General features: G+C 48.2%; 17 protein-coding genes. 6 read left to right on the top strand and 11 right to left on the bottom strand.

Annotated features, from left to right (window positions below):
• Window positions 1-87: 87 nt before the first annotated feature.
• Entirely contained in the window at window positions 88-693 is a 606-nt protein-coding gene (locus EHSB41UT_RS05420) for a TetR/AcrR family transcriptional regulator (RefSeq protein ID WP_087107576.1), read from the bottom strand.
• A gap of 158 nt (window positions 694-851) precedes the next feature.
• Between EHSB41UT_RS05420 and EHSB41UT_RS05415 the strand changes: the two genes are divergently transcribed.
• Window positions 852-1871 carry an MBL fold metallo-hydrolase gene (locus EHSB41UT_RS05415; protein WP_207626566.1) on the top strand — a complete coding sequence of 340 codons (1020 nt, stop codon included), beginning with the start codon at window positions 852-854 and terminating at the stop codon, window positions 1869-1871.
• Between the two features lie 73 nt (window positions 1872-1944).
• Here the strand turns inward: EHSB41UT_RS05415 and EHSB41UT_RS05410 are convergent, their stop codons facing one another.
• From EHSB41UT_RS05410 to EHSB41UT_RS05380, 7 genes are all read right to left on the bottom strand, one after another.
• Window positions 1945-3654: a BAR domain-containing protein gene (locus EHSB41UT_RS05410; protein ID WP_133060408.1), complete on the bottom strand. Its 1710-nt coding sequence runs from the start codon at window positions 3652-3654 to the stop codon at window positions 1945-1947.
• A 117-nt stretch (window positions 3655-3771) separates the two neighbouring features.
• Entirely contained in the window at window positions 3772-4686 is a 915-nt protein-coding gene (locus tag EHSB41UT_RS05405; protein ID WP_207626565.1) for a hypothetical protein, read from the bottom strand.
• A gap of 2 nt (window positions 4687-4688) precedes the next feature.
• Window positions 4689-5093 (bottom strand): TerB family tellurite resistance protein, encoded by a 405-nt coding sequence (locus tag EHSB41UT_RS05400; protein WP_087107571.1) that lies wholly within the window; start codon window positions 5091-5093, stop codon window positions 4689-4691.
• A 54-nt stretch (window positions 5094-5147) separates the two neighbouring features.
• Window positions 5148-5732: a hypothetical protein gene (locus tag EHSB41UT_RS05395; RefSeq protein ID WP_133060407.1), complete on the bottom strand. Its 585-nt coding sequence runs from the start codon at window positions 5730-5732 to the stop codon at window positions 5148-5150.
• Window positions 5733-5793: 61 nt separating this feature from the next.
• On the bottom strand, window positions 5794-6753 hold the full coding sequence (locus EHSB41UT_RS05390; protein ID WP_087107567.1) for a hypothetical protein: 960 nt from the start codon (window positions 6751-6753) through the stop codon (window positions 5794-5796).
• 224 nt (window positions 6754-6977) lie between these two features.
• On the bottom strand, window positions 6978-7796 hold the full coding sequence (locus tag EHSB41UT_RS05385; RefSeq protein ID WP_087107565.1) for an ion transporter: 819 nt from the start codon (window positions 7794-7796) through the stop codon (window positions 6978-6980).
• Between the two features lie 201 nt (window positions 7797-7997).
• Complete coding sequence (locus tag EHSB41UT_RS05380; RefSeq protein WP_133060406.1) at window positions 7998-10169, bottom strand: hypothetical protein; 2172 nt, start codon at window positions 10167-10169, stop codon at window positions 7998-8000.
• 287 nt (window positions 10170-10456) lie between these two features.
• On the opposite strand from EHSB41UT_RS05380, the gene EHSB41UT_RS05375 reads away from it, so the two are divergent.
• Window positions 10457-10825: a hypothetical protein gene (locus EHSB41UT_RS05375; RefSeq protein ID WP_087107561.1), complete on the top strand. Its 369-nt coding sequence runs from the start codon at window positions 10457-10459 to the stop codon at window positions 10823-10825.
• A gap of 165 nt (window positions 10826-10990) precedes the next feature.
• Window positions 10991-12172: a hypothetical protein gene (locus EHSB41UT_RS05370; RefSeq protein WP_207626564.1), complete on the top strand. Its 1182-nt coding sequence runs from the start codon at window positions 10991-10993 to the stop codon at window positions 12170-12172.
• Window positions 12173-12240: 68 nt separating this feature from the next.
• Here EHSB41UT_RS05370 and EHSB41UT_RS05365 read toward each other — a convergent pair whose 3' ends face one another.
• Window positions 12241-13245: a CobW family GTP-binding protein gene (locus EHSB41UT_RS05365; protein WP_087107557.1), complete on the bottom strand. Its 1005-nt coding sequence runs from the start codon at window positions 13243-13245 to the stop codon at window positions 12241-12243.
• 347 nt (window positions 13246-13592) lie between these two features.
• Between EHSB41UT_RS05365 and EHSB41UT_RS05360 the strand changes: the two genes are divergently transcribed.
• The 3 genes from EHSB41UT_RS05360 to EHSB41UT_RS05350 are packed head-to-tail and all read left to right on the top strand — an operon-like array spanning window position 13593 to window position 16589.
• A complete protein-coding gene (locus tag EHSB41UT_RS05360) occupies window positions 13593-14819 on the top strand; it encodes a hypothetical protein (protein ID WP_242667240.1) in 1227 nt (408 codons plus the stop codon).
• Window positions 14800-15741 (top strand): metal ABC transporter solute-binding protein, Zn/Mn family, encoded by a 942-nt coding sequence (locus EHSB41UT_RS05355; RefSeq protein ID WP_207626563.1) that lies wholly within the window; start codon window positions 14800-14802, stop codon window positions 15739-15741. Before EHSB41UT_RS05360 ends, EHSB41UT_RS05355 begins: the two co-directional genes overlap by 20 nt.
• A 2-nt stretch (window positions 15742-15743) precedes the next feature.
• Window positions 15744-16589: a metal ABC transporter permease gene (locus EHSB41UT_RS05350; protein ID WP_087107553.1), complete on the top strand. Its 846-nt coding sequence runs from the start codon at window positions 15744-15746 to the stop codon at window positions 16587-16589.
• Between the two features lie 62 nt (window positions 16590-16651).
• Here the strand turns inward: EHSB41UT_RS05350 and parE are convergent, their stop codons facing one another.
• The gene (parE, locus tag EHSB41UT_RS05345; protein WP_087107551.1) at window positions 16652-18538 is read right to left on the bottom strand and encodes a DNA topoisomerase IV subunit B; all 1887 of its coding nucleotides are present in this window, start codon (window positions 18536-18538) and stop codon (window positions 16652-16654) included.
• Window positions 18539-18698: 160 nt separating this feature from the next.
• Window positions 18699-20837, bottom strand: a complete 2139-nt coding sequence (locus EHSB41UT_RS05340) for a hypothetical protein (protein ID WP_133060405.1) — start codon at window positions 20835-20837, stop codon at window positions 18699-18701.
• Window positions 20838-20883 lie beyond the last annotated feature (46 nt).

The raw sequence follows: 20883 nt of genomic DNA, 5'->3' as shown, positions 1-20883 counted from the left end.
CATGGTTGACACTGAAAAGTAGCACGGCGCGGCATGAGATCTTTTGATGCAGGCAGTTTAACTGTGAGTTTTATGTCCAGCGACTGATTACTGTTGGTAGTAAGCCAGAATCATATCCACAGACTGCTCGATGATAACGTCTCTTTCTTCATTTGTAGGGGCTGGCTGGTGAGCCAAAAGCTGAGGCCAGAGTGCGAAGGTTTTTAATAAACCGTAAAACTGATGGGCAATCATTTTCGGGTCACCCTCGCGCAAACGTTTATCTTGCATGGCGGCCTGAAACCATATGCTGACACCGTCTTCATTTTCTTCAAAGCGCGCCATTGCTGCTTGAGCCATTTCCTGGCTGCGCATGTATTCACCCATGACCGACCGTGCAAGACCGACGTACCCGGGGGATGCCATCAGTTCCAGTTTCTTTTCTGCAAGTTGGCGCAACTGTTGTTTTAGAGGGCGTTTCGGGCAATAGACGATGGAGTCATCCTGCTTCCATAAGCACTCGGTAATCTTGTCGAACAACTCTTCCTTACTGGAAAAGTGATTATAAAGAGTTCGCTTAGAGACGCCGGCTCGGGCACTCACTCCATCCATGCTGGTGTTTTGGAAGCCATGCTCTGCAAATTCCAGGCGGGCCGCTTCAAGGATGGCTGAATGTTTGAGTTCACTGCGGGTCAGTTTTTGAGAGGAAGGCATGGAAACATCCGAAGTTCAGAGTGGCACATTTTACACTTGCTAGTTTACTTTTGGGTTTGTGAAAGTAAACTACACCCATCAGTTTACTTTTTCTGGATGGATCCATGACATCCAAAGCGAAAGCTATTGTGTTATTTGTCTTATGCGGAGTACTTGTTATGTCTGCTTCTACTGGAGCTCAGCGCGGAGATAATTTCTGGGACTCCGAGCAATTCCATAAAGGGCGTTTTCGGAATTCGGATATCAATGCCAAGACTGGCGGAAATTTAGGGCGCATCATGTATCGCTTTCTTTTCGAGAAGCGTACTGACCCGACTCCAGTTGCCCCTATCCCGCTAAAGACTCTGACCTTGGCCGATCTGGAAGCTCAGAGTGGTGATCTGGTCGTGCGTTTAGGGCATTCAACCGTACTCTTACGGTTGTCTGGAGAATACTGGTTAACCGACCCTGTGTTTGCTGATCGGGCATCTCCTGTTCAGTGGATAGGACCGAAACGTTTTCATCAGAATGCCATGGCAATAGATGCTTTGCCGGAGTTGGCAGGTGTGATTCTCTCCCATGATCATTATGACCATCTGGATAAGGCCAGTGTGCAGACGCTGGCGAAAACAGGTACACGTTTTTACACCCCATTGGGCGTCGGGCAACGTCTGATTCAGTGGGGTGTTGATAGCGGGCAGGTGACGGAGCTGGACTGGTGGCAAAGTGTGAAGGTGGGATCAGTGACTCTTGTTGCGACGCCGGGTCAGCACTTCTCTGGTCGTGGTCTGACAGACGGCAACAGTACGCTGTGGGCTTCCTGGGTCATTATGAATGAGGATAGTCGTGTATTTTTCAGTGGCGACAGCGGCTACTTCGCAGGCTTTGCCGAAGTCGGTGAACGTTATGGGCCCTTTGATCTGACTCTGATAGAAACCGGTGCCTATGACCGGGACTGGGCTGATATTCATATGACGCCAGAGCAAAGCGTACAGGCTCATCGTGATCTAAAAGGCAACGTTATGATTCCGATCCATAACAGCACCTTTGATCTGGCACTGCACGCTTGGTACGAACCTATGGAGCGAGCGTTGGCTGAGGCTGAACGGGATGGTCAGACTGTGAATGTACCGATGATGGGAGAGATTCTTGCGATTGGAGAATCGATACCGGTGAATCGCTGGTGGCGTTCGGAGTAATAACCGGAGCAAAGAAAAGCCGCAGAGTGTTTAACGCCTGCGGCTTTAAGTGTTAAACCATAGGAAGAATAGTTTAGATAACCAGAGCATCCGTATTCTTAAGTAGTTTCAGAAAATCGTCGGTATCCCTAATATCCAGCTTGATCTTGAAGTGATCAGCAAGAGCATAAATTGCGGGATTCACATCTTTCTTATCATCGATAGCTGTCATGATGTCGTCATTGATCGCTTTAAAGCGCAGGCGGTCTTCTGCCAGTTTGCGAATACTTTCCGCCTGGAAGGCATCTGTATTAAGCTTGATCTGTTCAATACGCAGATCGAAGACCTCAGCTACCCGCTTGGAGCGAAGTTCGGCCTTGACGGAAAACAGGTCAGCTTTATCTAAAAGGTATACAACGAGAGATGACGCAACACCGCTTAAGGTTGCCAGCGCAATGTCTTTCAGGACGGCCGGAGTTTCAGGAAGAACGCCAAGTACTAAGCTTTCAAAAGTAAACATAGTGAAGGTCACGGCTGTGGCCGCAAACAGTTTGGCGATCGCGTCGGCCTTTTGAGCCCGGCTCATTTCAGATTCTTTCTTGCCAAGAATTTTTACCGCACCGACCAAGGCTGAAAAGCCTTCTGAAATAATACGGATGACTTTTTTGAACATTCCAGTGACAAGATCAAGCACACCTTGAATCAGAATCTTGAAGAAGTTTTGAAGCAGGTCTTTAACAGCTTGTGCACAAGTCGGGATTATTTCCTGCTTAACATAAGCCATAAGGCGCTTAAACCGGTACTTGATGCCATCAATGATGCTGGATTGATTTACGCCTTGGGCAAACCCATTGCGAATGGCATCATTCATTTCATAGAACAACGGCTTTATAAACAGAATGATGGCATGGCCTATGGCCTGGTAACCTGTTTGCTCAGCGGCTTGCTTGCCGGCTTTATTAGCGATCTGTCCTGGCTGTTTCGTGAGGTTTTTTAAAGCTGTTTCTTGAGCCTGTTTTTCTATGGACTCTCGAGCCTGGTTCTCTTTCTCAATGGCAGCTTTGTAGGTTTTATCAGTATGTTTGGAGAGGCGCCCCAGCTTCTCTTTTTCTGGTTTTGTCAGCTTCTGCCCACTGTCTTTTTTAGCCTGCAGCTGACATTTTTCAGCATACATTTCAGAGAAGTTTCTATCGCCTTTCGCCCTGTTCAAGCGGTTTGATATTTCTATAAGGTTATCACCACTGTCGGTGATGCCCTGAATATCGTCGACTGACAAGAAAGCGTTGTTAGCGTAACGGTCGTTGATTTGTTTAACCGGTATCACATGATCTGTGTCCGAAGCTTTCCAGAAGTGGCCTTTTTCTGTTGCTACTTTTTGCTTCCGGTAAACCGTAACCCGGCTGCCATCCTTATTGAACTCAACGGAGCTATGGCTCTGCTGATTGTTTTTGAAATGTGCATCCTTGTTGGCTTCAAGGCTTTTCTGCTTGGTCATGGTATTGCGCACATCCTCATCATATTTACGAGGAGCGCGCATCGCTTCAAGCTGCTGTTTTTGGCTGAAGGCTGTATCGGCAGAACGATGACCAGGCTTGTTGTAATCAAAGCTCTGCACTTCCTCCCAGATCCGAGAGGCTGAAAGGCCTGTTCTATCGAGTTTTAGTTGTTTGTGGCTGACAATGCCATCCAGCACGCTGAGAGTGATGGGCTTTACCAGCTCATCAACGATCCTCTGCCCAGACTCAAATTCCTCATAAATACCATTGAGTACTTCCAGAGAGTCACGTTGCTCAAAAAGCTCCATATCAATCAGCAGCCGGCTGGCCTGCAGAGGGGAGGCCTCTGCAAGCGCCTGAGTCATGGCTGATACATCGAACTGTGGTTGCTGAAATTTATCCGACATAAACAGTTTTCCCCTCCTTTAGGCTGCCTTCAGGCTTTGAGACATTTGATAAAGATCACCTGCGGTTCTGGTGTCATCTTCAACAATTTCACCAGACTGAGACAGGTAAGCCATACGAGACATCTGTTTTAGAACAATCGAAAGATTAAAGAGCGCCTGAAATTCCTCGATATGGGCAACCGGTAGGAGGCGGAAGTCCAGCTTGTTCTTAAACAGCTCGGGAGACATGCCTAATTGAGCAATCCGCTGAGTATTAATGCCATACTCAAAGCGATCCAGTAGCTTGTCATAGCTACGGATCAGCTTCTCAAAATACTCAGCCACATTGCTGATTGAGCTAATAACCTGATCAATCTTTTTAAGATGGGCATCCATCTTGGTGATCTCTTCCTCAATTCGGTTGGCTTCATCCTGAACCTGTTGGAGAGATTCCTTGGCTTTTTTTCGGGAGAAGAAGCCGAGCGTCAGGACAGAGAGTGCAAACTCCTTGAAAGACAGATTATTGAAATCAATCTTGAACAGTTCCTGCTTTGAGCGAACTCCGCTCAGGGCTGATATTTCCAGAATCTGGTCATCAAAGAATTCTTCAAAGGCCGAGCCTGCGACCCTGACGTTATGAAGGCGGTTGCCGAGCTTGGCGAAACGCGGAAAATGCTGGTTGAAAATGCTCTGTTTATAGCCATTAATTTGCTTAAGTTTTAGTTCTATTTCCTTGCCCCTCTGAGCAACACCTTCCTGGTATTTTCGCTCCTTATCTTCAAAGCGTTGAACCGTACGCTGGTGAAGCTCTTCAGCCTGCTTGATCTTGTCTTTTCCGGTAACTGCGTTCCACACCTTATTGGCTGTTTCCTTTACCTTTGTACAGACTTTTTTAACCGTACTGGCAACGGATGATGCGGCACTCTTTATACTGCTCCAGACCCTTCCGAACATCCCTACGCCTCCACCATTCTGTAACCTTCAGAGACCATATCGGTCATAGCCAATACCCAGCGTTCAATCTTGCGGACTTCAAAGCTCTCAAAGCCGAACGTGTCTACGATTTGATCCATAAAGGCTCGTTCTGCATCGCAGGCTTCATGATCGGCGAACATAATGCCGAATAATTCAATTATCACAGCCCGTTTGGCCGGAGACTGCTGGGCAGCCAGTTTAGTGATGGAATTGTTGATCTGGTTTTCGCTAATCTGTGGCTTGTAGCCACTCAGTTCACACTCGTGAACAAAAGCCTCATAAATGGAGAGTTCCTCTTCCTTACGTTCACCATCCAGTTCCATCAAGTGGTAGGCCAGATTGAGGAAGTGCTTTCGTTCTTCTTTGGATAAAATATTCAGGAACATCGCAAATATCCTTTTAAAATCGCTTTATATATCCGGTGTCTGCTGCTGAACAGATCAATATTCAATGCGGTTGATAATCTCGCCGGCACTGTTGTAATGGTATTCAAAAATCAGATTTTCCTGATCATCAAACTCTTCACCTTTGGTCATCTTGCCTTGGTCATCAAATGTCATCCGATACTTCATGATGCCATCTTCAAAGGTTTGGGAAGAAATTTTCAGGTTATCCCTATAGCTGATCTCAGTGGTCTGACCGGATGCCTTATCTTCGATTTTATTGACTTTGCACTCACCCAGATGCTGGATGAAGTCATCATTCTCTATAGTCAGCTCTCTACCGGCCGTCAGGGAATTGATCAGCTCAACAAGGTTGTCGACTTTTAAGCCCTGAACCAGACTTCCCACATGCTCAAACAGTGCCCCGGCTTCTACTTCACTGAGAGCTTCCGTGATGTTGGAATGGAAGATTTTAAGCTGCTGTTGCAGTTCAGTCAGCAGGACTTTCTGAAGCTCTTCACTCTGAGCGGCGTTATACCGTGTCATCTGATTGTGCTGGTCAGAGAGTTGTGCCTGAATTGCATTGTTGGAATTAACGCTGATGTCCTGCAGTTTGCCCATGGCTGCTTTGGTTTCTAACATGCTGTTGGACAAACTTTGTTCAGTTTGTATGACCTGTTTGGAGATATGATCCACAGAGTCATTAATGGCTTGATTCAGACAGGCCTGCTGGCTTACCAGATGCTCTTTCAGTTGAGACTGGAATGATTCTGACTGACTGACTGGCAAGTGCTTTCGCTTGTTCGCCAAATTTATCACTGAGGTTTTGCTGGTTTTTTTCAATGGTCTGGTTCAGGGCTGATGTCTGATCGATAACGGCGCTCTGGAGAACCTTGGCGTCATTCTCGCTCTTCTGACCAAGCAGAAAAATTCTGTCGTTTAGCGCTTTCTGTGACTCATTAAGGGCATTTACAAGAACATCATTTCCGGTCGACAATTCAGAGAGAAGTTTTTCAGCCTTTATTTGTTGCTCATTCTTCAATTGCTCCAGCTTTTCCTCAGCCCGACTTCCGGTTTGGTCAATATCGGCCTTGATAGCCTCAAGGCAATCAACGAGTGCCAGTCGATGCGTGTTTGCCTCGCTGCGAATTGTATCGTTTGAAGAGCTGAGTAGCTGACTTAGGTTAGATTGGCTGCTGGATATGTTCTGTTTTACAGATTGGGTATGGTCTGTAATCAAATTTTTCAGAGATTGGCCAAGGGCTTTATGGCTGTCGGATAGCTGCTGATGTGTGTTGCGGATCAACGATAAACTGAACTCTTCGGAAGCCTTGAAGAGCTGTTCACATGTATCGTGATTAGACTCAATGACCTGCAGAAGTTTTTGGCTTCGCCCATTCGCTGCCTGATTAAGCTTTACCAATGAGCTATGAACGGTTTTCTGAAATTCCTGAATGTCAGTGTCTGTTTTTGTTTGTGCTTGTGAAAATTGAGTAGTGAGTTCCTGAGTTGTATTGGAAATCCGTGACAGTACATCATCTTTATGCTGCGTGACTTCTTCTTTCAGCTTTTTATTTTGCAGGATCAGGTAGATGCACATACCAAGGCTGAGGACGCCAAAACTCAGGGTGGTTATAGCCAGTTGATAGAGTGTCTGTAACATGCTGTCTATTTTTCGTTCAAAATAACACTAATGGAATTTTTATTCATAGTAAGTGCTGAAGTTTTCAACAAAGATGATCTGAGTCTATAACCTGACACTCTACACGACAGTAACCGTATTATATTAAAGGCATGATTTATAGCTCTCTGTGAGCTGTATTGATATTGCCACGAGCAGTTTCGGTTTGCTCGTGGCGATGAATGGGGGATAGATGTAAGGGAGATTTATCTTGCTTGCTTATCTACGATTTGGCGAAGAAGTTCTTTGATTTCCTGATTTTCCGCTCGCAGTTCCAGCAGCTCTCGCTTTATATCGTTATTGTTATCACTCACCATTTCGTCGACAAAGACAGCATTCGCCAGAGAGAGTGCGATGAAGCCTCCCAGAATCAAAACGCTGATCACGAACGTGTTGACTGTGTAGTAGAGATTATCATTTTTCAACTCTTTTGCTGCCTCAGGTACAGCCCCCCAGTTCTCGATAGTGAAGATCTGAAAAATGGTATTCATGGCAGTCATAGGATTGCCAAAGTACTCAGGAAGGTAGCTTGAGAACAGCGAGTAGCCCAGCATTGAGAAGAATATCAGCATGACAGCCAGCAGGATAAGGATCGCCTTAGAGGCAACGATGGCCCGTGCCAGTCCTCGCAAAACATGCTCGGTGTTTGGAAGAAGACGCAGTATGCGAAGCAGAGCAAGTATCCGGAAAATACGAAGAAAGATTACCCCGGATGTTTGAAAGGCAGGGAAGAGCAGTAGAAATAAACTACCTGTCAGAATTGAAAAATCAAAAACATTCTTCCGGGAGCTGATATAGCCCCGCCATGTAAAAGTATTGATTTTGACAGCTGCTTCAAAAAGGAAGTAAAGAGTCAGAAGCCAGTTGAATAAATAGATGCTTTCATGGCTCAGCAAGTTGTTGGTGAATGCCATGACGACTGCCAGAAAAATAATTAAAGCAGTAATTTTTTCGTTCAGGAACAGACTCTCCAACCCACCTTTTACAGAGTGTTGTAGTCGTTTGATACTTGAGCTGTCTGACATGCTACCTCAGCTTCCTCAGAGATAAAGAAAGCCTTACCTGCACCATGGACAGTAGTTTGCATAATTTTTAGTGAGGTTTAGCTTAAAACACCGCGATGCTATCCAAAAAGGTTATTTAAAACAATGAGATTGCTTCGCAAGAGGTTACCGTTGATTGTCCTTATCAGGAGAGGCAGGCGCCTTTCCTGATAAGGCTGAACATTACTGATTCACCGTCATCATCGTATTCAGATGATAGCCACAGTGGCCAATCACCACGCACTGGTTCTCCTGATCAAGAATAAAGTGGATACGAATATTCTTGCCAACCCGCAGATGCTGCTCAAAGAAGTGCTCTTCACCGTTATAAACAAACATACGCTCGGCCAGACAACGCTGATTCTGGGAGACGTAAACACTCTCTTTTGGGCTGTAGACATTGGTCGGGAAGCATTTTCTGGCTTCGGAATCCGGCGTGCCGCTGAGGATTGCTGGCAGGTATTCATCGACCAGCAGCTGAAGCTGGCGCGCCAGTGTACCCGCATGATCGACACCCAGACTTTGTACTGATGATTTGGCGTTATCCAGAATCACCAGTTGTTCGCCATACAGATCTTCTGCCAGGCGCAATACATCGGCACAGCTGGCTTTCTGCTTGTAGAGCTCCACCACATCACGGAACTGAATGATGTGTTGAGCAGCGCCCGAGTCCTGCAGTCTGGAACGGTCCAGTAAGGCATCGCGCTCGTGGGTGATGGTGTCCAGCTTGCGCATCAGATCCTGAATGGTGTCCTGATAGTTGTCCTGGGCACGTTTGGCATCAACCAGTTGCTGTTTAAGCTTGAGGATTTCTTCCCGCTGTCGAATATTGGCCTGTCGGCTGATCTGCCGGCGTTCATGATCAATATTCTGGTACTCCTCAGTGAGGGCAAGCACAGCGCGATGCTCGGACAGCATCTGCTCGATAATGTTTTCCCACTGCTGGGAAAACAGTTCCATCTGATCGTTGATCTGCTGGCTGATAGCCCCCATCGTGCGCAGTACCGATGGTCGTGGCATCTGTTCTGGCCCAGGCTGATAGGCATCACGGTAGCTTTGGATCAGACTATTGATCAGATCGATACTCTTCCGAATGGCCAGAACCGCCGTGCTTTTATTCTGAAGCGTTGGTAGTGAGTCTGCTGCCGCCAGGTAGATCAGGTTGTAATCCAGCTCATCCAGAGCTTCTGTTGTGAATTCGGATGGCAGCACAAAGCCAATGTTCTCTACTTCAAACTGGTCAGCAGAATCCTGCAAAGCCTGGCCAAGGCCTGCCAGTTGCAGTGGAATCAGAGTGAAAACTTTGCGGGTAGTCTCGGCTCTTTGTTGAGCAATAGCTTCCGGGGTCATCAGGCCGGACCATTGCTCAAGGGCTTGGTTATAACTCTGGTCTTCAAACAGTGATTCAAGGGCTGAGAGAGCGAGTGTTGATTCGGATACGGCTTCAGGCTGTTCAGTGATACGGGAGAAGGTTGCCGCAATCACTTCTGGGATACTATGAGCTATCTCACTTTGTGTTGAGTCTTGAGGCGCATCTACTGAAGCCTCTTCCAGAACCGCCACGCACTCCTGCTCATAGAAGCCATCGTAGTCTGTCTCTTTTTTCTCGAACACAGTAATGGTATCGAGATAGGTCAGATCCTCGATTGCCGGAAAGTCTCGCCCGGCTCTTATCAGTGTGCGTGAGTTAAACAGGTAGGTGATGGCGTGCCAGGACAATACCGCCTGTATCTGGCTCTTTTCTGAAGATTGTTCGGAACCTGTCAGCAGCTCATAGGCTGTTTTGGCCCAGTAACAAAGGATTCCAAAGAAGCGTGAGCCTGCGAAGTCAGGATCAATATCCGCATCGTCACACATCAACTCCTGGGCGATAGCCCGATGGTCGTCTTCTTTGTGGTGTTCAAGCAGCTCGGTAAGAGTCATACCCGGAATACCCAACTGACCGGCAGCAAAATTGACGATGCAGCGAACCGGGAAGTTCAGGGCGAGTTGTCTTGGATCGTCTAGCGCATCTCGGCACATCGCCATGCTCAGGCGCAGGGTGCAGACTGAAAAGGTCAGCTGATAGATGGCCGGGAGTTTCTTGAAGTAGCCTTTTTTCACAAAATCACCGGTGATCCGGTGCTTCATGTAATAGTTCACCGCATTCTTGTAATCTTTGCCGTATACAAACTGGAAAAACTGCTCCAGCAGGTGTTGTTTGTCCCCTGCCATTTTTGTCTTGCAGACATAATCAACCGGGGCATTGTGCTGGGCTGTGAAGAAATGCTGTTCCTTATAGAGCAACTCGGGGCGAAAGGTTTCTTCACGGGTGGTTACTGTTGTAACAACCGAGTTACCTCTTCTTGTTTTCATAATCTGATCCTTAGATTCCATGAGCGCACTGTATAGGAAGCATACGTTCTCCTGTGATGATGTGCATCATTTGTCGTCTATAGAGCTTTAATAAAAACAAACGCTCTTTTGACGAATCTCATATCCGTGAAAGATATCAGGCATGAGGCGTGTATTCTGCTTGCCGGTTATAAAAGCTTCGGTTATATCCTTCTGCAGTCTCAGGTATCGCTGAGCGAAAACGACAAGAAAACCCGTTAAGTAAGTGGTTATCAAATAGCCTGTTGCCACTTGGAGGCTTGCCCCTAATGCAGACTCTTGCATGGAACGACACCAATATTCCTCATCAGATCTCTGTTTCTCAGGATGGTGAATCAACACTGGTTGAACTGCGTGTTGTAAAAGATGTTGAGCCTGAAGTAATCAGTCTTGCCGTTTGTCACTCGTTGGATGATGTGCTCAGAGCCTGGGAAGGTGCGGCACTCCCTGTTTCTGAAGCGTTTGATGATGGCAACTTATATTCCCAGGTTAGGGTTCTGTTTAATTTGAAGAAAGGTTGCGTTGTTTGGCTGGTCAACCATATCAAAATGCCAAATGGACAAAAGATGTCTGCTGATAAGCTGGCCTGGGTGCCAGCCATGCACGCCAAAGATGGCAAGCTGGTCACTATTCAATAAAACGATTTATCTGAATACATAAAAGCTGCGGTAGAGGTGCACTCTACTGCAGCTTTTTTATTAGACGAAAGTTTATAAGACGAAAGTTGAGTGGTTAATTTATTTAACCAAGGCATACTTTTTTAACCTCAAGGGAGGATGGATTCGGTATTCAATCAGGGAGGAATGACTATGTATCTTGATGGTTTAAGCACAGGTGCTCAGGGCTTAGCGGCAAAACTCATGGTTCCACGTAAGGCAGAAGCGTCCAGAAAGCACGGCCCCTGGAGCATTGACGACCAGCCAATGAATATGAGTTTATTTCCTCGTGCCGAGGACAATAAACCTGCCTCCAAGCCTCTCTCTGAATACAATGCCAGTCGGGCTGATCATTTACTTCGTGGTATGACCTCTAAAGGTAAAGAAGGTCTCGATCTTTCAGCTTATGGCGCTGACTATGATGCGGTTCTTGAGAATATTGAACCTCTCTATTCTTTATCTGATAACTTCATAATCGGCGATGAAAGCTTTGACGAAGATGATGTTGTTTCCGTTCGATCCCTCACCGACTTTTTTGCAGAACAAGACGAAATCTATGCCCGCCAGCAGGAAGAAAGAGCGGCAGCCAGACAGCGTGAAACGCCTCCTGCCACTCGTGAGACGACCGAAAAAAGCCTGACTCCGAAAGATCTTTTCAAGAAATCAGAATCTCAGCCTGATGCCTGCTCTTATAAAGCGTTGTTTGAGCAAGTCGGTATCGCCCCGAAAGAATTAACAAAGGACTATAGGGTACGTTCCGGGTGGAATGATTCTTTTATTCACTTCACCCGCGACAGTACTATTACTTTGAGGGGTGAAATCCAGAGACATGTTCCTGAATGGGAGGGAAGCAAAAATCTTCGCCTTAATGTCCACAAGGATGATCTGGAGAAAGCCTGGAATGCTGTTAGTAGCTTGATTCTGTCCTCTGAAAATCCATTTCATGAATTCAAAGTCACCGATATTGAAAAGGTGTACAGAATGCATAAAGAGCGTGATATGGAAATGGACTTTGAAGGGAAAAGAGTGACCGAAGGGGGGCAGTTCACACTCTATACGCCACCGGCGGATCATCCTGACCTGCTTAAGGCCAAAGCCGGATTCGTTATGCAGCTGCAAGCCCGCCTGAAGGATGCCGGTGTTCGGCCAGGTGTGATGCCTGACTCTGACGTGGCCTTTGATGATCAGGCATTTATCAGCTTCCGGGATAAGGATTTTTCTCGCGAGGGATTAACAAACAACACTAGAGCCAGAGTGAAGGCGACACCTATGCACCAGCTGATGAAGAAGGAGATAGCCTGGTTGCACAGGGATTGGGATCTTTATTGATCTTGATGCTTTTTATCTAAGAAGCAAAAGAGCGGCCGGTGCCGCTCTTTTGCTATGTATTCAATGTATCAGACCAAACACGCTAATAACTGCTGCTCCCAGGAAGGATCGAGATGATCGGAGATCATTTCAATGCGGCTTTCCATGCAATCATCCAACTCTATCTCGGTTAACCCATCGGGTGTCAGGTTGTAAGCCAAGACGCCTACATCTGATATAAACACGGCTTTCATTCTCTCAACATGAAGACCGGTTAAAAAGGCCAGCAGCTTTTGCCGGTTAAAAACCTTGTCGGGTACAAAGCGCCAGCCAACACTGCGAAAACCTTCTCCCTCATTCTCTGCCTTGATAAAACCACATTCAGGGATAGGAATATTGGTTGCCAGCTCTCTTACCGGACTTTTGTGCGTGTGGTGATGTTCTGAGGGTAGTGATAAGGATGCAGCTGTCCCCTGCAAAAGATTCGAGGCGATAGCGCCCTGCTCAGTGAACAACACTTGAGCATCAGGGCGGCCATGTTGCTCTACATAGGCCGTTAATCTTTCCTGATCACCGTCCTGATATAAATCCTGCTTGTTGCCAATAACGATATCTGCGATGGCAATCTGCTGATTGAAGGTGTCATGACGGGTATAGCGTTCATCCGATAGCTTACGGGCATCTACGAGGGTGAGAGTCTTCTGTAGTGACAACGCTTCTCGATAAAACTCAGATGAGAGCACCTGCAGCACTTCTTTGGGATGACCAAGCCCTGTTGGTTCAATAAGTAAACGATCGGGCTTTGCCGTTTCCAGCAATTGATTTAAGGCGATTTGCATAGGGAGACCCGCCGCGCAGCACATGCAGCCGCCGGGAACTTCACGAACAAAAATACGTTGCTCCTCGCCGTGCTGCCCTTGCATCAAACTGCCATCTACACCGATCTCGCCAAATTCATTGACCAGAACAGCCCAGCGTTCGTGTTCTGGCTTGTTGCGCATTAAATGCATGATCGCTGTTGTTTTTCCGGCCCCTAAAAATCCAGTGATGATATTGGTTGGAACGGCGCTGATTCGTTTATGGCCAGGACTCATTAGGTAATCTCTTGTTTCTGTTACTGCTGTTCGGCCTCTAATTGAGACCTCTATATATTTAAGTATTTTTCGCTTTTTCCAGATGCAATAGACAAGCGAACTCGTTTACTTCACCGATTGAGCCTCATGCCGGTACCCCTTGAACTGTATCAGGTCACAAAGTTGAGTGAGATATCAAGCGCACTGTTGTTGTGATGTATACATACATCTTGATGTGTGAACCGTTATAACATAACATCTCGGCGATTTTGTTACTTTATAACATAAATAAGAGCTGCATAGCGCTGCTACCAGCACGGGACGTGGGCTGGTATTACGCGGCAGTAACGTTTCTCAGGGGGCCCGTTTTGTCCAAAGTTGTTCTACCCAGAAAATCATTGATCGCTCTCGTCTGTAGTGCGGCGCCAATGCTGGCAACAGCGTCATCAACCGATTTCTTCGACCCCAAGCTCAGTCTGATTCTTGATGGCCAATACACAACTGAAAAAAGTGCTTTAAGCGAGCGGAATAAGGGATGGGGCATAGGCCATATCGAACTTGGCCTCAGCTCTACACTGGGTGATTACTTTTATGGAAAGTATATGGGCACGCTGCATGAGCATGGCAGCAAGATTGAGTATGAGACAGAAGAAGCATTCATCCAGACTCTGGCCCTTCCGGACGGCTTTAGCCTGAGAGCTGGCCGCTTCCTTTCTGATGTTGGCTATCTAAACGGGCAGCATGCTCACGCTGACTCCTTCAGCAGCCGCCCGGCAGTGTATCGCGGTATGTTGGGAGATCATTACTACGATGACGGCGCACGGCTGAGCTACGTGATGCCAACCGATATTTATTGGGTTCTTGGGGCAGAAGCCTTCCGCGGTAAGAAAATGCGTGCGGTCGGCATTACTGATCCTGAGTCTGTCGGGGTGTATACAGCATTTACCAAAATCGGTGGTGACTTTGATGAAGAGAACAGCTGGCAACTTGGGCTGAGTTATCTTCGCAACCGCAATGGTGCAGGAGTCTCTGAGCTGGATCATGATGAAGAAGAGCATGAAGATCATGAGCATCATGACGAACATGGAGACCATGAGGAGCATGGGCATGAAGACGAAGGGCATCATGAACATGCCGGCCATGATGATCACAACCATTCCCATGGCGCAGCCTACACTGGTAAAGACACTTACCTTGCTGAGGCTGTCTGGAAATGGGCTCCCGGCGGTAACTACAAATACCAAAGCCTGACCTTGTCGGGTGAATACCTGATCTCAAAAAATATTAGCCAGACCATCAAAAATGATGAAAACCATGAAGGCTTCTACCTGAGTGGTGTATATCAAATGTCTCCGGAATGGTTTGCCGGTGTTCGTTACGGCGAAGTGGAAGGTTACGAAGCCCATGGCGACCATTTCCATGAACAGACGCTAAAGGAAACCGATGTGGTTCTTGGCTGGACTCGCTCTCATGCCATGACCGTCAAGTTGCAGTACACGCACCAGTCGGGTGATGACCTGCCGAATATCGCCGGTGACATGCTGACTCTGCAATTTACCATGTCCCTTGGAGACCATGATGCGCATAGCTTCTAATTGGGTTTTTAGGGAGACATCCCGCCTTGGCTTTGCAGCGGTATTGCTGGCAGGTTCTATTCAGGCGCAGGCGGACCTTCGAGTCTTTGCCTGTGAGCCTGAATGGGCGGCTCTGGCACAAGAGTTGTCACCAAGGTCTGTCGTTTACTCTGCGACAACAGCGCAACAGGATCCGCATCAGGTTCAACCGCGCCCTGGTTTGATTTCCAAAATGAGAAAGGCTGATCTAGTCGTTTGTTCCGGAGCTGAGCTGGAAGTAGGCTGGTTGCCAGTTCTTCAGCAGAAGTCAGGCAATCGCAAGGTACAGAGTCGGGATGAAGGCCTTTTTTTTGCTGCAGATTACGTGGAGACCATAGACAAGGCTGAAAGTACTGGCCCATTAGCTGGTGATATTCACGAAGATGGTAATCCCCATCTCCATCTGGATCCCTATCGTATCCTCGATATCTCCAAAGCGTTGGCTGAACGCATGGCAAACCTGGATCCTGCGTCCGCGAAAATCTATCGAGATAACCAGAGCGCTTTTGCTGACAGATGGCAGGCGCAAATCGAAACATGGGAGAAGCAGGCTGAACCGTTAAAGGGACTTAACCTGATTGCCTACCACAGTAATTTTGATTATTTGCTGAACTGGTTGGGGATTAATACGGTGGGAGACCTCGAGCCAAAACCCGGTGTACCACCTTCCAGCAGGCATCTGGCGTCATTACTGCAAAAGAGTCAAAGTCTTCAGGTCGATGGGGTTATATATGCTTCTTACCAAAATGCGCAAGGGGCGGATTGGCTGAGTAAGAAGCTGGGTGTCCCGAACGTTGAGCTGCCGATGTCGGTTGGTGGTAATGAGGATAGTCATGATCTGACCGGTCTTTACGGCAGTTTGATTCAAACTCTGTTGAAAACGGTGACTGGATCATCGAGCTGACAATGATTGATCTCGATATCATTTCACTATTCTTGCCGGCGTGCGCTGCCGGCATTCTTGTTCTTTCAACACACTTCTTGCTGGGGCGGCAAGTTCTGAAGCGTGGCATCGTTTTTATGGACCTTGCTATCGCCCAGATCGCAGCAATGGGAGCGATAGTCGCTACGCAATTTTCAGGAGTGATAGATGGTGGGTATGGCTCGCATCATCATGCCCACGAATATCATGAACACGGCATGACGGAACTCTATCTTATGATGGATTGGTCATTGTTGTTGAACATGTTGATGCCGTTCGCTTTCTCCCTGGGAGCGGCTGGGCTGATTGCCTTTTTGGCCAGGTTTATAGAGAAAGAACTCGAGGCAGTGATTGGCTGTCTCTATGTTCTTGCTGCATCAGCCATTACTTTGATGCTGGCGAATAATCCCCATGGCGCGGAACATATTCTCAAAACATTGGGCGGCCATATCCTCTGGCTAACCTGGGCTGATCTGATCTGGGCATGCCTAGTAAGTGTTCTCTTTCTTCTGGTTGTGATGTTCAGACCTGCTGTTTTATCAGGGGCATTTTTCTATCCGTTGTTTGCCGTGATGATTACGCTAAGCGTACAGCTAGTGGGTATTTATCTGGTCTTCAGTATGCTGATTATGCCAGCTATTGCCGTAGCCGCTTTACGAGGCTGGAAAGCGATAGCAGGTGGATACCTGGTTGGCACGCTGGCGGTTTTCAGTGGGTTAATAATTGCTCATCACTATGACTTGCCCGGCGGAGCAGCGATTGTTGTGACCATGGCTGTTGTGGGAATGGTGTTTCGATGGGTGGATTTTTTACGAAAAGGATGTGTCTAAAATAAAAGAACCGGCTTTTAGTGAGCCGGCTCTCTCACAAGGGACAGATCAGAAAATTAAGCTTAAGAAATTTCGATGAGGTTACCCTTAGTCTCCAACCACTGCTTACGATCCGATGCCCGCTTCTTCGCCAGCATCATATCCAGCGTCTGGCGAGTAATCAGTGCATCATCAATCGTTAACTGAACCAGACGGCGGGTGTCGGCTGCCATGGTGGTCTCACGCAGTTGCAGTGGGTTCATCTCACCCAGACCCTTAAAGCGCTGAACGTTGACCTTGCCCTTTTTCTTCTCGGCCTGAATGCGATCGAGGATGCCGTTTTTTTCGCCTTCATCCAGTGCGTAGTAAACCTCTTTACCGATATCAATTCGGTAGAGTGGTGGCATGGCTACATAAACGTGGCCTTCTTTTACCAGCGTTGTGAAGTGCTGAACGAACAGAGCGCAGAGCAGAGTGGCGATGTGCAGACCGTCCGAGTCTGCATCCGCCAGGATGCAAACCTTACCGTAACGCAGACCGCTTAGGTCGTCGGAGCCTGGATCAACACCCAGAGCTACAGAAATATCATGGATTTCCTGTGAGGCCAGCACTTCGGAAGAGTCCACTTCCCAAGTGTTCAGGATCTTACCGCGCAGCGGCATGATTGCCTGATGTTCACGGTCGCGAGCCTGTTTGGCGGAACCGCCGGCAGAGTCACCTTCTACCAGGAAGATCTCGGTCATATTCAGATCCTGGCTGGAACAGTCTGCCAGTTTGCCGGGAAGGGCTGGGCCTTGGGTGACCTTCTTACGGACAACCTTCTTCGCCTTACGCATACGACGCTGGGCAGTTGATATGCACAGGTCAGCCAGAGCTTCTGCCTGATCGGTATGCTGGTTCAGCCACAGGCTGAAAGCATCCTTCACGACGCCGGAAACAAAGGCGGCACACTCCCGCGAAGAGAGACGTTCCTTGGTCTGGCCTGAGAACTGCGGGTCAGCCATCTTGGCAGACAGCACATAGGCACAGCGTTCCCAGATATCGTCTGGAGCCAGCTTCACGCCACGAGGCAAGAGGTTACGGAACTCACAGAATTCACGCATGGCTTCCAGCAGACCAGTACGCAGACCGTTTACATGGGTGCCGCCCTGGGCTGTTGGAATCAGGTTAACGTAGGATTCGGTAATCAGTTCGCCGCCTTCTGGCAGCCAGATAACCGCCCAGTCGACAGCTTCCTTCTCACCGGCCAGTGCGCCAGTGAAGGCATTAGGAGGCAGCAGCTCGTAGCCTTGAACAGCACCTTCGAGATAATCCTGCAGGCCATTCTCGTAATGCCAGGTTTCAGTCTCGCCACCGATCTCCTGGAAGGTCACCTTCAGGCCCGGGCAGAGAACAGCCTTGGCACGCAGAATGTGCTTCATGCGTGGCACGGAGAACTTGGCAGAGTCGAAGTACTTGGCATCCGGCCAGAAACGTACGGTCGTACCGGTATTACGCTTGCCGCAGGTATCAATCACTTCCAGTTCGGAGGCTTTGTAACCATCGGCGAAGCTGATGTGGTAAACCTGCCCGCCACGGCGAATCTTGACATCCACCTTGGTAGAAAGCGCGTTTACAACGGAAATACCCACCCCGTGCAGACCACCGGAGAACTGATAGTTTTTGTTGGAGAACTTACCACCGGCATGCAGGCGGGTGAGGATCAGCTCAACACCGGAGACTTTATGCTGTGGATGGATATCCACCGGCATGCCCCGGCCATCGTCAATCACTTCCAGCGAGTTGTCAGGGTGCAGAATAACCTTGACCTCGGAGGCATGCCCGGCCAGTGCCTCGTCGACACTGTTATCAATAACCTCCTGCGCCAGATGATTCGGGCGGGTGGTGTCTGTGTACATCCCCGGGCGCTTGCGCACCGGGTCGAGGCCGGACAGTACCTCTATGGCTTCGGCAGTATATTCAGTCTGCATGTTTCCCTTCGTGAAGCTGGGTCGTAGCGAATTCAAGAATCGGACAAGTGTAAAACGGTTTGGGGGTTTTGTTCAAAAGAGAGGGAGGAATAACCCTGTTTTAGGCACACAATACTGACGAAGATTAAGGATGATTATCCAAATTTGTGAACTTTTTGGTTTATTTCACCAGTCTGGCGTTGAATCTCGAATTTCTGGCTTCGGTTAAGCCGCTTCTCAAATCACTATATTCGTAAGGGGCTTTGCCGGGATAGGTTTCAACCAAAACCATAAACCTTCCGCCCAACTTACGGTCTTCTTCCATGAGAGAGAGATCGGTCTGTTTGGATATTTCCAGAGCGGCATCCTTCATAAGCTGTTTGAATTCTTCGGAGCCTTCCACAGGGTAGGGTGGCTCGCATACCAGTACTGGTCGGTAGGCTTGATAGCCCGCTGGTGTGGCCAGCAGTACCCTGACCATCATCCGAGCTTTGATCTGACCGTTGTTACCTTTAATGGCAACCATCGCATTGTGACCATTGACCAGATAACTCAGCAGCGCTTTGTTGTGGCGTGGGCTGCCATCAGGAGACTGGCAGGTATAAAGATCATAACCGCTTAGGAACAGGTCCTGGGCATCTTCTGTAAACTCAATGGTTTCACCGTTTTTGAGGCGGCTGGTGATGTTTTCGCTGAAGGTCGAAAACTTGTTGCAGACCCCCGTTGCGAGTTCCGGTTTCCTTTGATGGACAATTTGCAGATGGGGATTTTCTGATGCGTCATGGCGAAATGTCTGGTAATTGCCATTGGCTGCAGCAGTCACAAAATCCCTGAACATCTGCTCCATACGGGCCGATTGTGAATCACCACAGGTGCGAAGCCCAACAAGATAGAGGGGAACAAGGTGAGGGTTTTTGCTTTTATGAATCCACTCCATTTCTGGTGTGGATTGATCTGGATTGGCGGGATCACCGAACTCATCGCGGATGATCTGGTCCAGCTCCGCCTTGAAGTTAATGGGTTCACCGCTTTCCACTTTCTGATTAAGCACATCAGGCTTGCCAGCCAATAGAACTTTAAGGGCTGAAAGGTTGGTGTTGAGTTTTTTCGGGTCAGTCAGCAGGGCATCCAGCACGGCATATTTGGTTGCAGGAGGAAGTTCTTTGTTGAGCTTAAGCCGCTCAAGGGTGTCCATCCAATTGGTGAAGACTTTTGCGTCTTTCAGGACGCGCTTGGTGGCACCTCCCTTATGCATGGTGGTGAACAGCGTTTTGAACTGCTCTTCGTTAATCATATCGGGATGGAAGCTGAGCAGAGAGAGACCGGAGAGCAGGAATTGTTCGCCGCCTTTTCTGTCCTGGCTGACGAGTTGTTGAAGGTTGGTGGGGCTGCGCGACAGCTCCACCAGACCCGGAAGAAGGTAATCGAGATTTTTGCGATTGCGGGTATGAAAAATAGCTTTGATAAAAGGCGTCAGGGTTTGAACATCCGCTGTTGCTTTATCGGACGAGAGAGCGGCAATCAGATACATGATGCGCGAACCCATCATCTCATCGCGCTGGCTGACAGGGGTGTTCTCTTTATTGAGGGAATCAATCAGCGGCTGTATGGCGTCGTGGTATTTCGGTGCTTTTTTATCCAGCCATTTTGACAGCTTTGCACAGTAGGCGGCACGATCATTATCCATGCTTTCAGGATCAGCCATAACATACACGCCGTAGTCAGCCAGATTTTCGGTTCGTTGCATAAATCCTGTGTGCGAGGTGGCATTTTCGAGTTTTTCTTCCAGCAGGCGGAAAGCAAAATCAGGATCGGAAAAGGCAAGCCTGTCAGGATGAACATGTTCATTAAGGTGCTTTTGCAGGCGGCTGGCAAAGGCAAACTTCACCTCATCGTCTTTCTCCTGCTCCTGAAAATCCCACAGAGACCTGGATGCGAAAAAAGGGTCAGTTTCTGCCAGTTCCATCAAAATCGCTTTTTTCAGACTCCATTCATTGGTCGCTTCAAGGGCTCCAGTGCCCAGCTCCAGAACCATCTGATGGGCGACACGATGCTCGGCTTCGGTGAACGAGTTGGCAATACGACTTCCGATTGCCGGATTGAGGGAAATCATGCGTTCAAGCAGAGATTTACCGGCAGAGGAAGGGGGAGTCTGATCGTTAGCAATTTGTAACGCTCCATCTTCCGACACACTCACCGGCTTGCCCATAAAACAGAGCTGGCTATCGTGATAGGAAAACCCCTCCATACCGGCAGCTAAATGTTGTACCACCGTATTCAGAGACATTCCGTTGAGTGTATTGGGGGTTAAAGCCGGCATTCCCTGCTCCCTTGGTCTTCTCTCCTTCTTAAAGGGAGTATAGGAA

This window comes from Parendozoicomonas haliclonae (assembly GCF_900174585.1).
Classification (GTDB): Bacteria; Pseudomonadota; Gammaproteobacteria; order Pseudomonadales; family Endozoicomonadaceae; genus Sansalvadorimonas; species Sansalvadorimonas haliclonae.
This window is presented reverse-complemented; position numbering and strand designations above follow the sequence as displayed.

Excerpts from the sequence above, each read along its gene's own strand:
- EHSB41UT_RS05420 (WP_087107576.1), bottom strand. The coding sequence starts at position 693 with ATGCCTTCCTCTCAAAAACTGACCCGCAGTGAACTCAAACATTCAGCC.
- EHSB41UT_RS05415 (WP_207626566.1), top strand. The coding sequence starts at position 852 with ATGTCTGCTTCTACTGGAGCTCAGCGCGGAGATAATTTCTGGGACTCC.
- EHSB41UT_RS05410 (WP_133060408.1), bottom strand. The coding sequence starts at position 3,654 with ATGGAGCTTTTTGAGCAACGTGACTCTCTGGAAGTACTCAATGGTATT.
- EHSB41UT_RS05405 (WP_207626565.1), bottom strand. The coding sequence starts at position 4,686 with ATGTTCGGAAGGGTCTGGAGCAGTATAAAGAGTGCCGCATCATCCGTT.
- EHSB41UT_RS05400 (WP_087107571.1), bottom strand. The coding sequence starts at position 5,093 with ATGTTCCTGAATATTTTATCCAAAGAAGAACGAAAGCACTTCCTCAAT.
- EHSB41UT_RS05395 (WP_133060407.1), bottom strand. The coding sequence starts at position 5,732 with ATGTTAGAAACCAAAGCAGCCATGGGCAAACTGCAGGACATCAGCGTT.
- EHSB41UT_RS05390 (WP_087107567.1), bottom strand. The coding sequence starts at position 6,753 with ATGTTACAGACACTCTATCAACTGGCTATAACCACCCTGAGTTTTGGC.
- EHSB41UT_RS05385 (WP_087107565.1), bottom strand. The coding sequence starts at position 7,796 with ATGTCAGACAGCTCAAGTATCAAACGACTACAACACTCTGTAAAAGGT.
- EHSB41UT_RS05380 (WP_133060406.1), bottom strand. The coding sequence starts at position 10,169 with ATGAAAACAAGAAGAGGTAACTCGGTTGTTACAACAGTAACCACCCGT.
- EHSB41UT_RS05375 (WP_087107561.1), top strand. The coding sequence starts at position 10,457 with ATGCAGACTCTTGCATGGAACGACACCAATATTCCTCATCAGATCTCT.
- EHSB41UT_RS05370 (WP_207626564.1), top strand. The coding sequence starts at position 10,991 with ATGACTATGTATCTTGATGGTTTAAGCACAGGTGCTCAGGGCTTAGCG.
- EHSB41UT_RS05365 (WP_087107557.1), bottom strand. The coding sequence starts at position 13,245 with ATGAGTCCTGGCCATAAACGAATCAGCGCCGTTCCAACCAATATCATC.
- EHSB41UT_RS05355 (WP_207626563.1), top strand. The coding sequence starts at position 14,800 with ATGATGCGCATAGCTTCTAATTGGGTTTTTAGGGAGACATCCCGCCTT.
- EHSB41UT_RS05350 (WP_087107553.1), top strand. The coding sequence starts at position 15,744 with ATGATTGATCTCGATATCATTTCACTATTCTTGCCGGCGTGCGCTGCC.
- parE (WP_087107551.1), bottom strand. The coding sequence starts at position 18,538 with ATGCAGACTGAATATACTGCCGAAGCCATAGAGGTACTGTCCGGCCTC.
- EHSB41UT_RS05340 (WP_133060405.1), bottom strand. The coding sequence starts at position 20,837 with ATGCCGGCTTTAACCCCCAATACACTCAACGGAATGTCTCTGAATACG.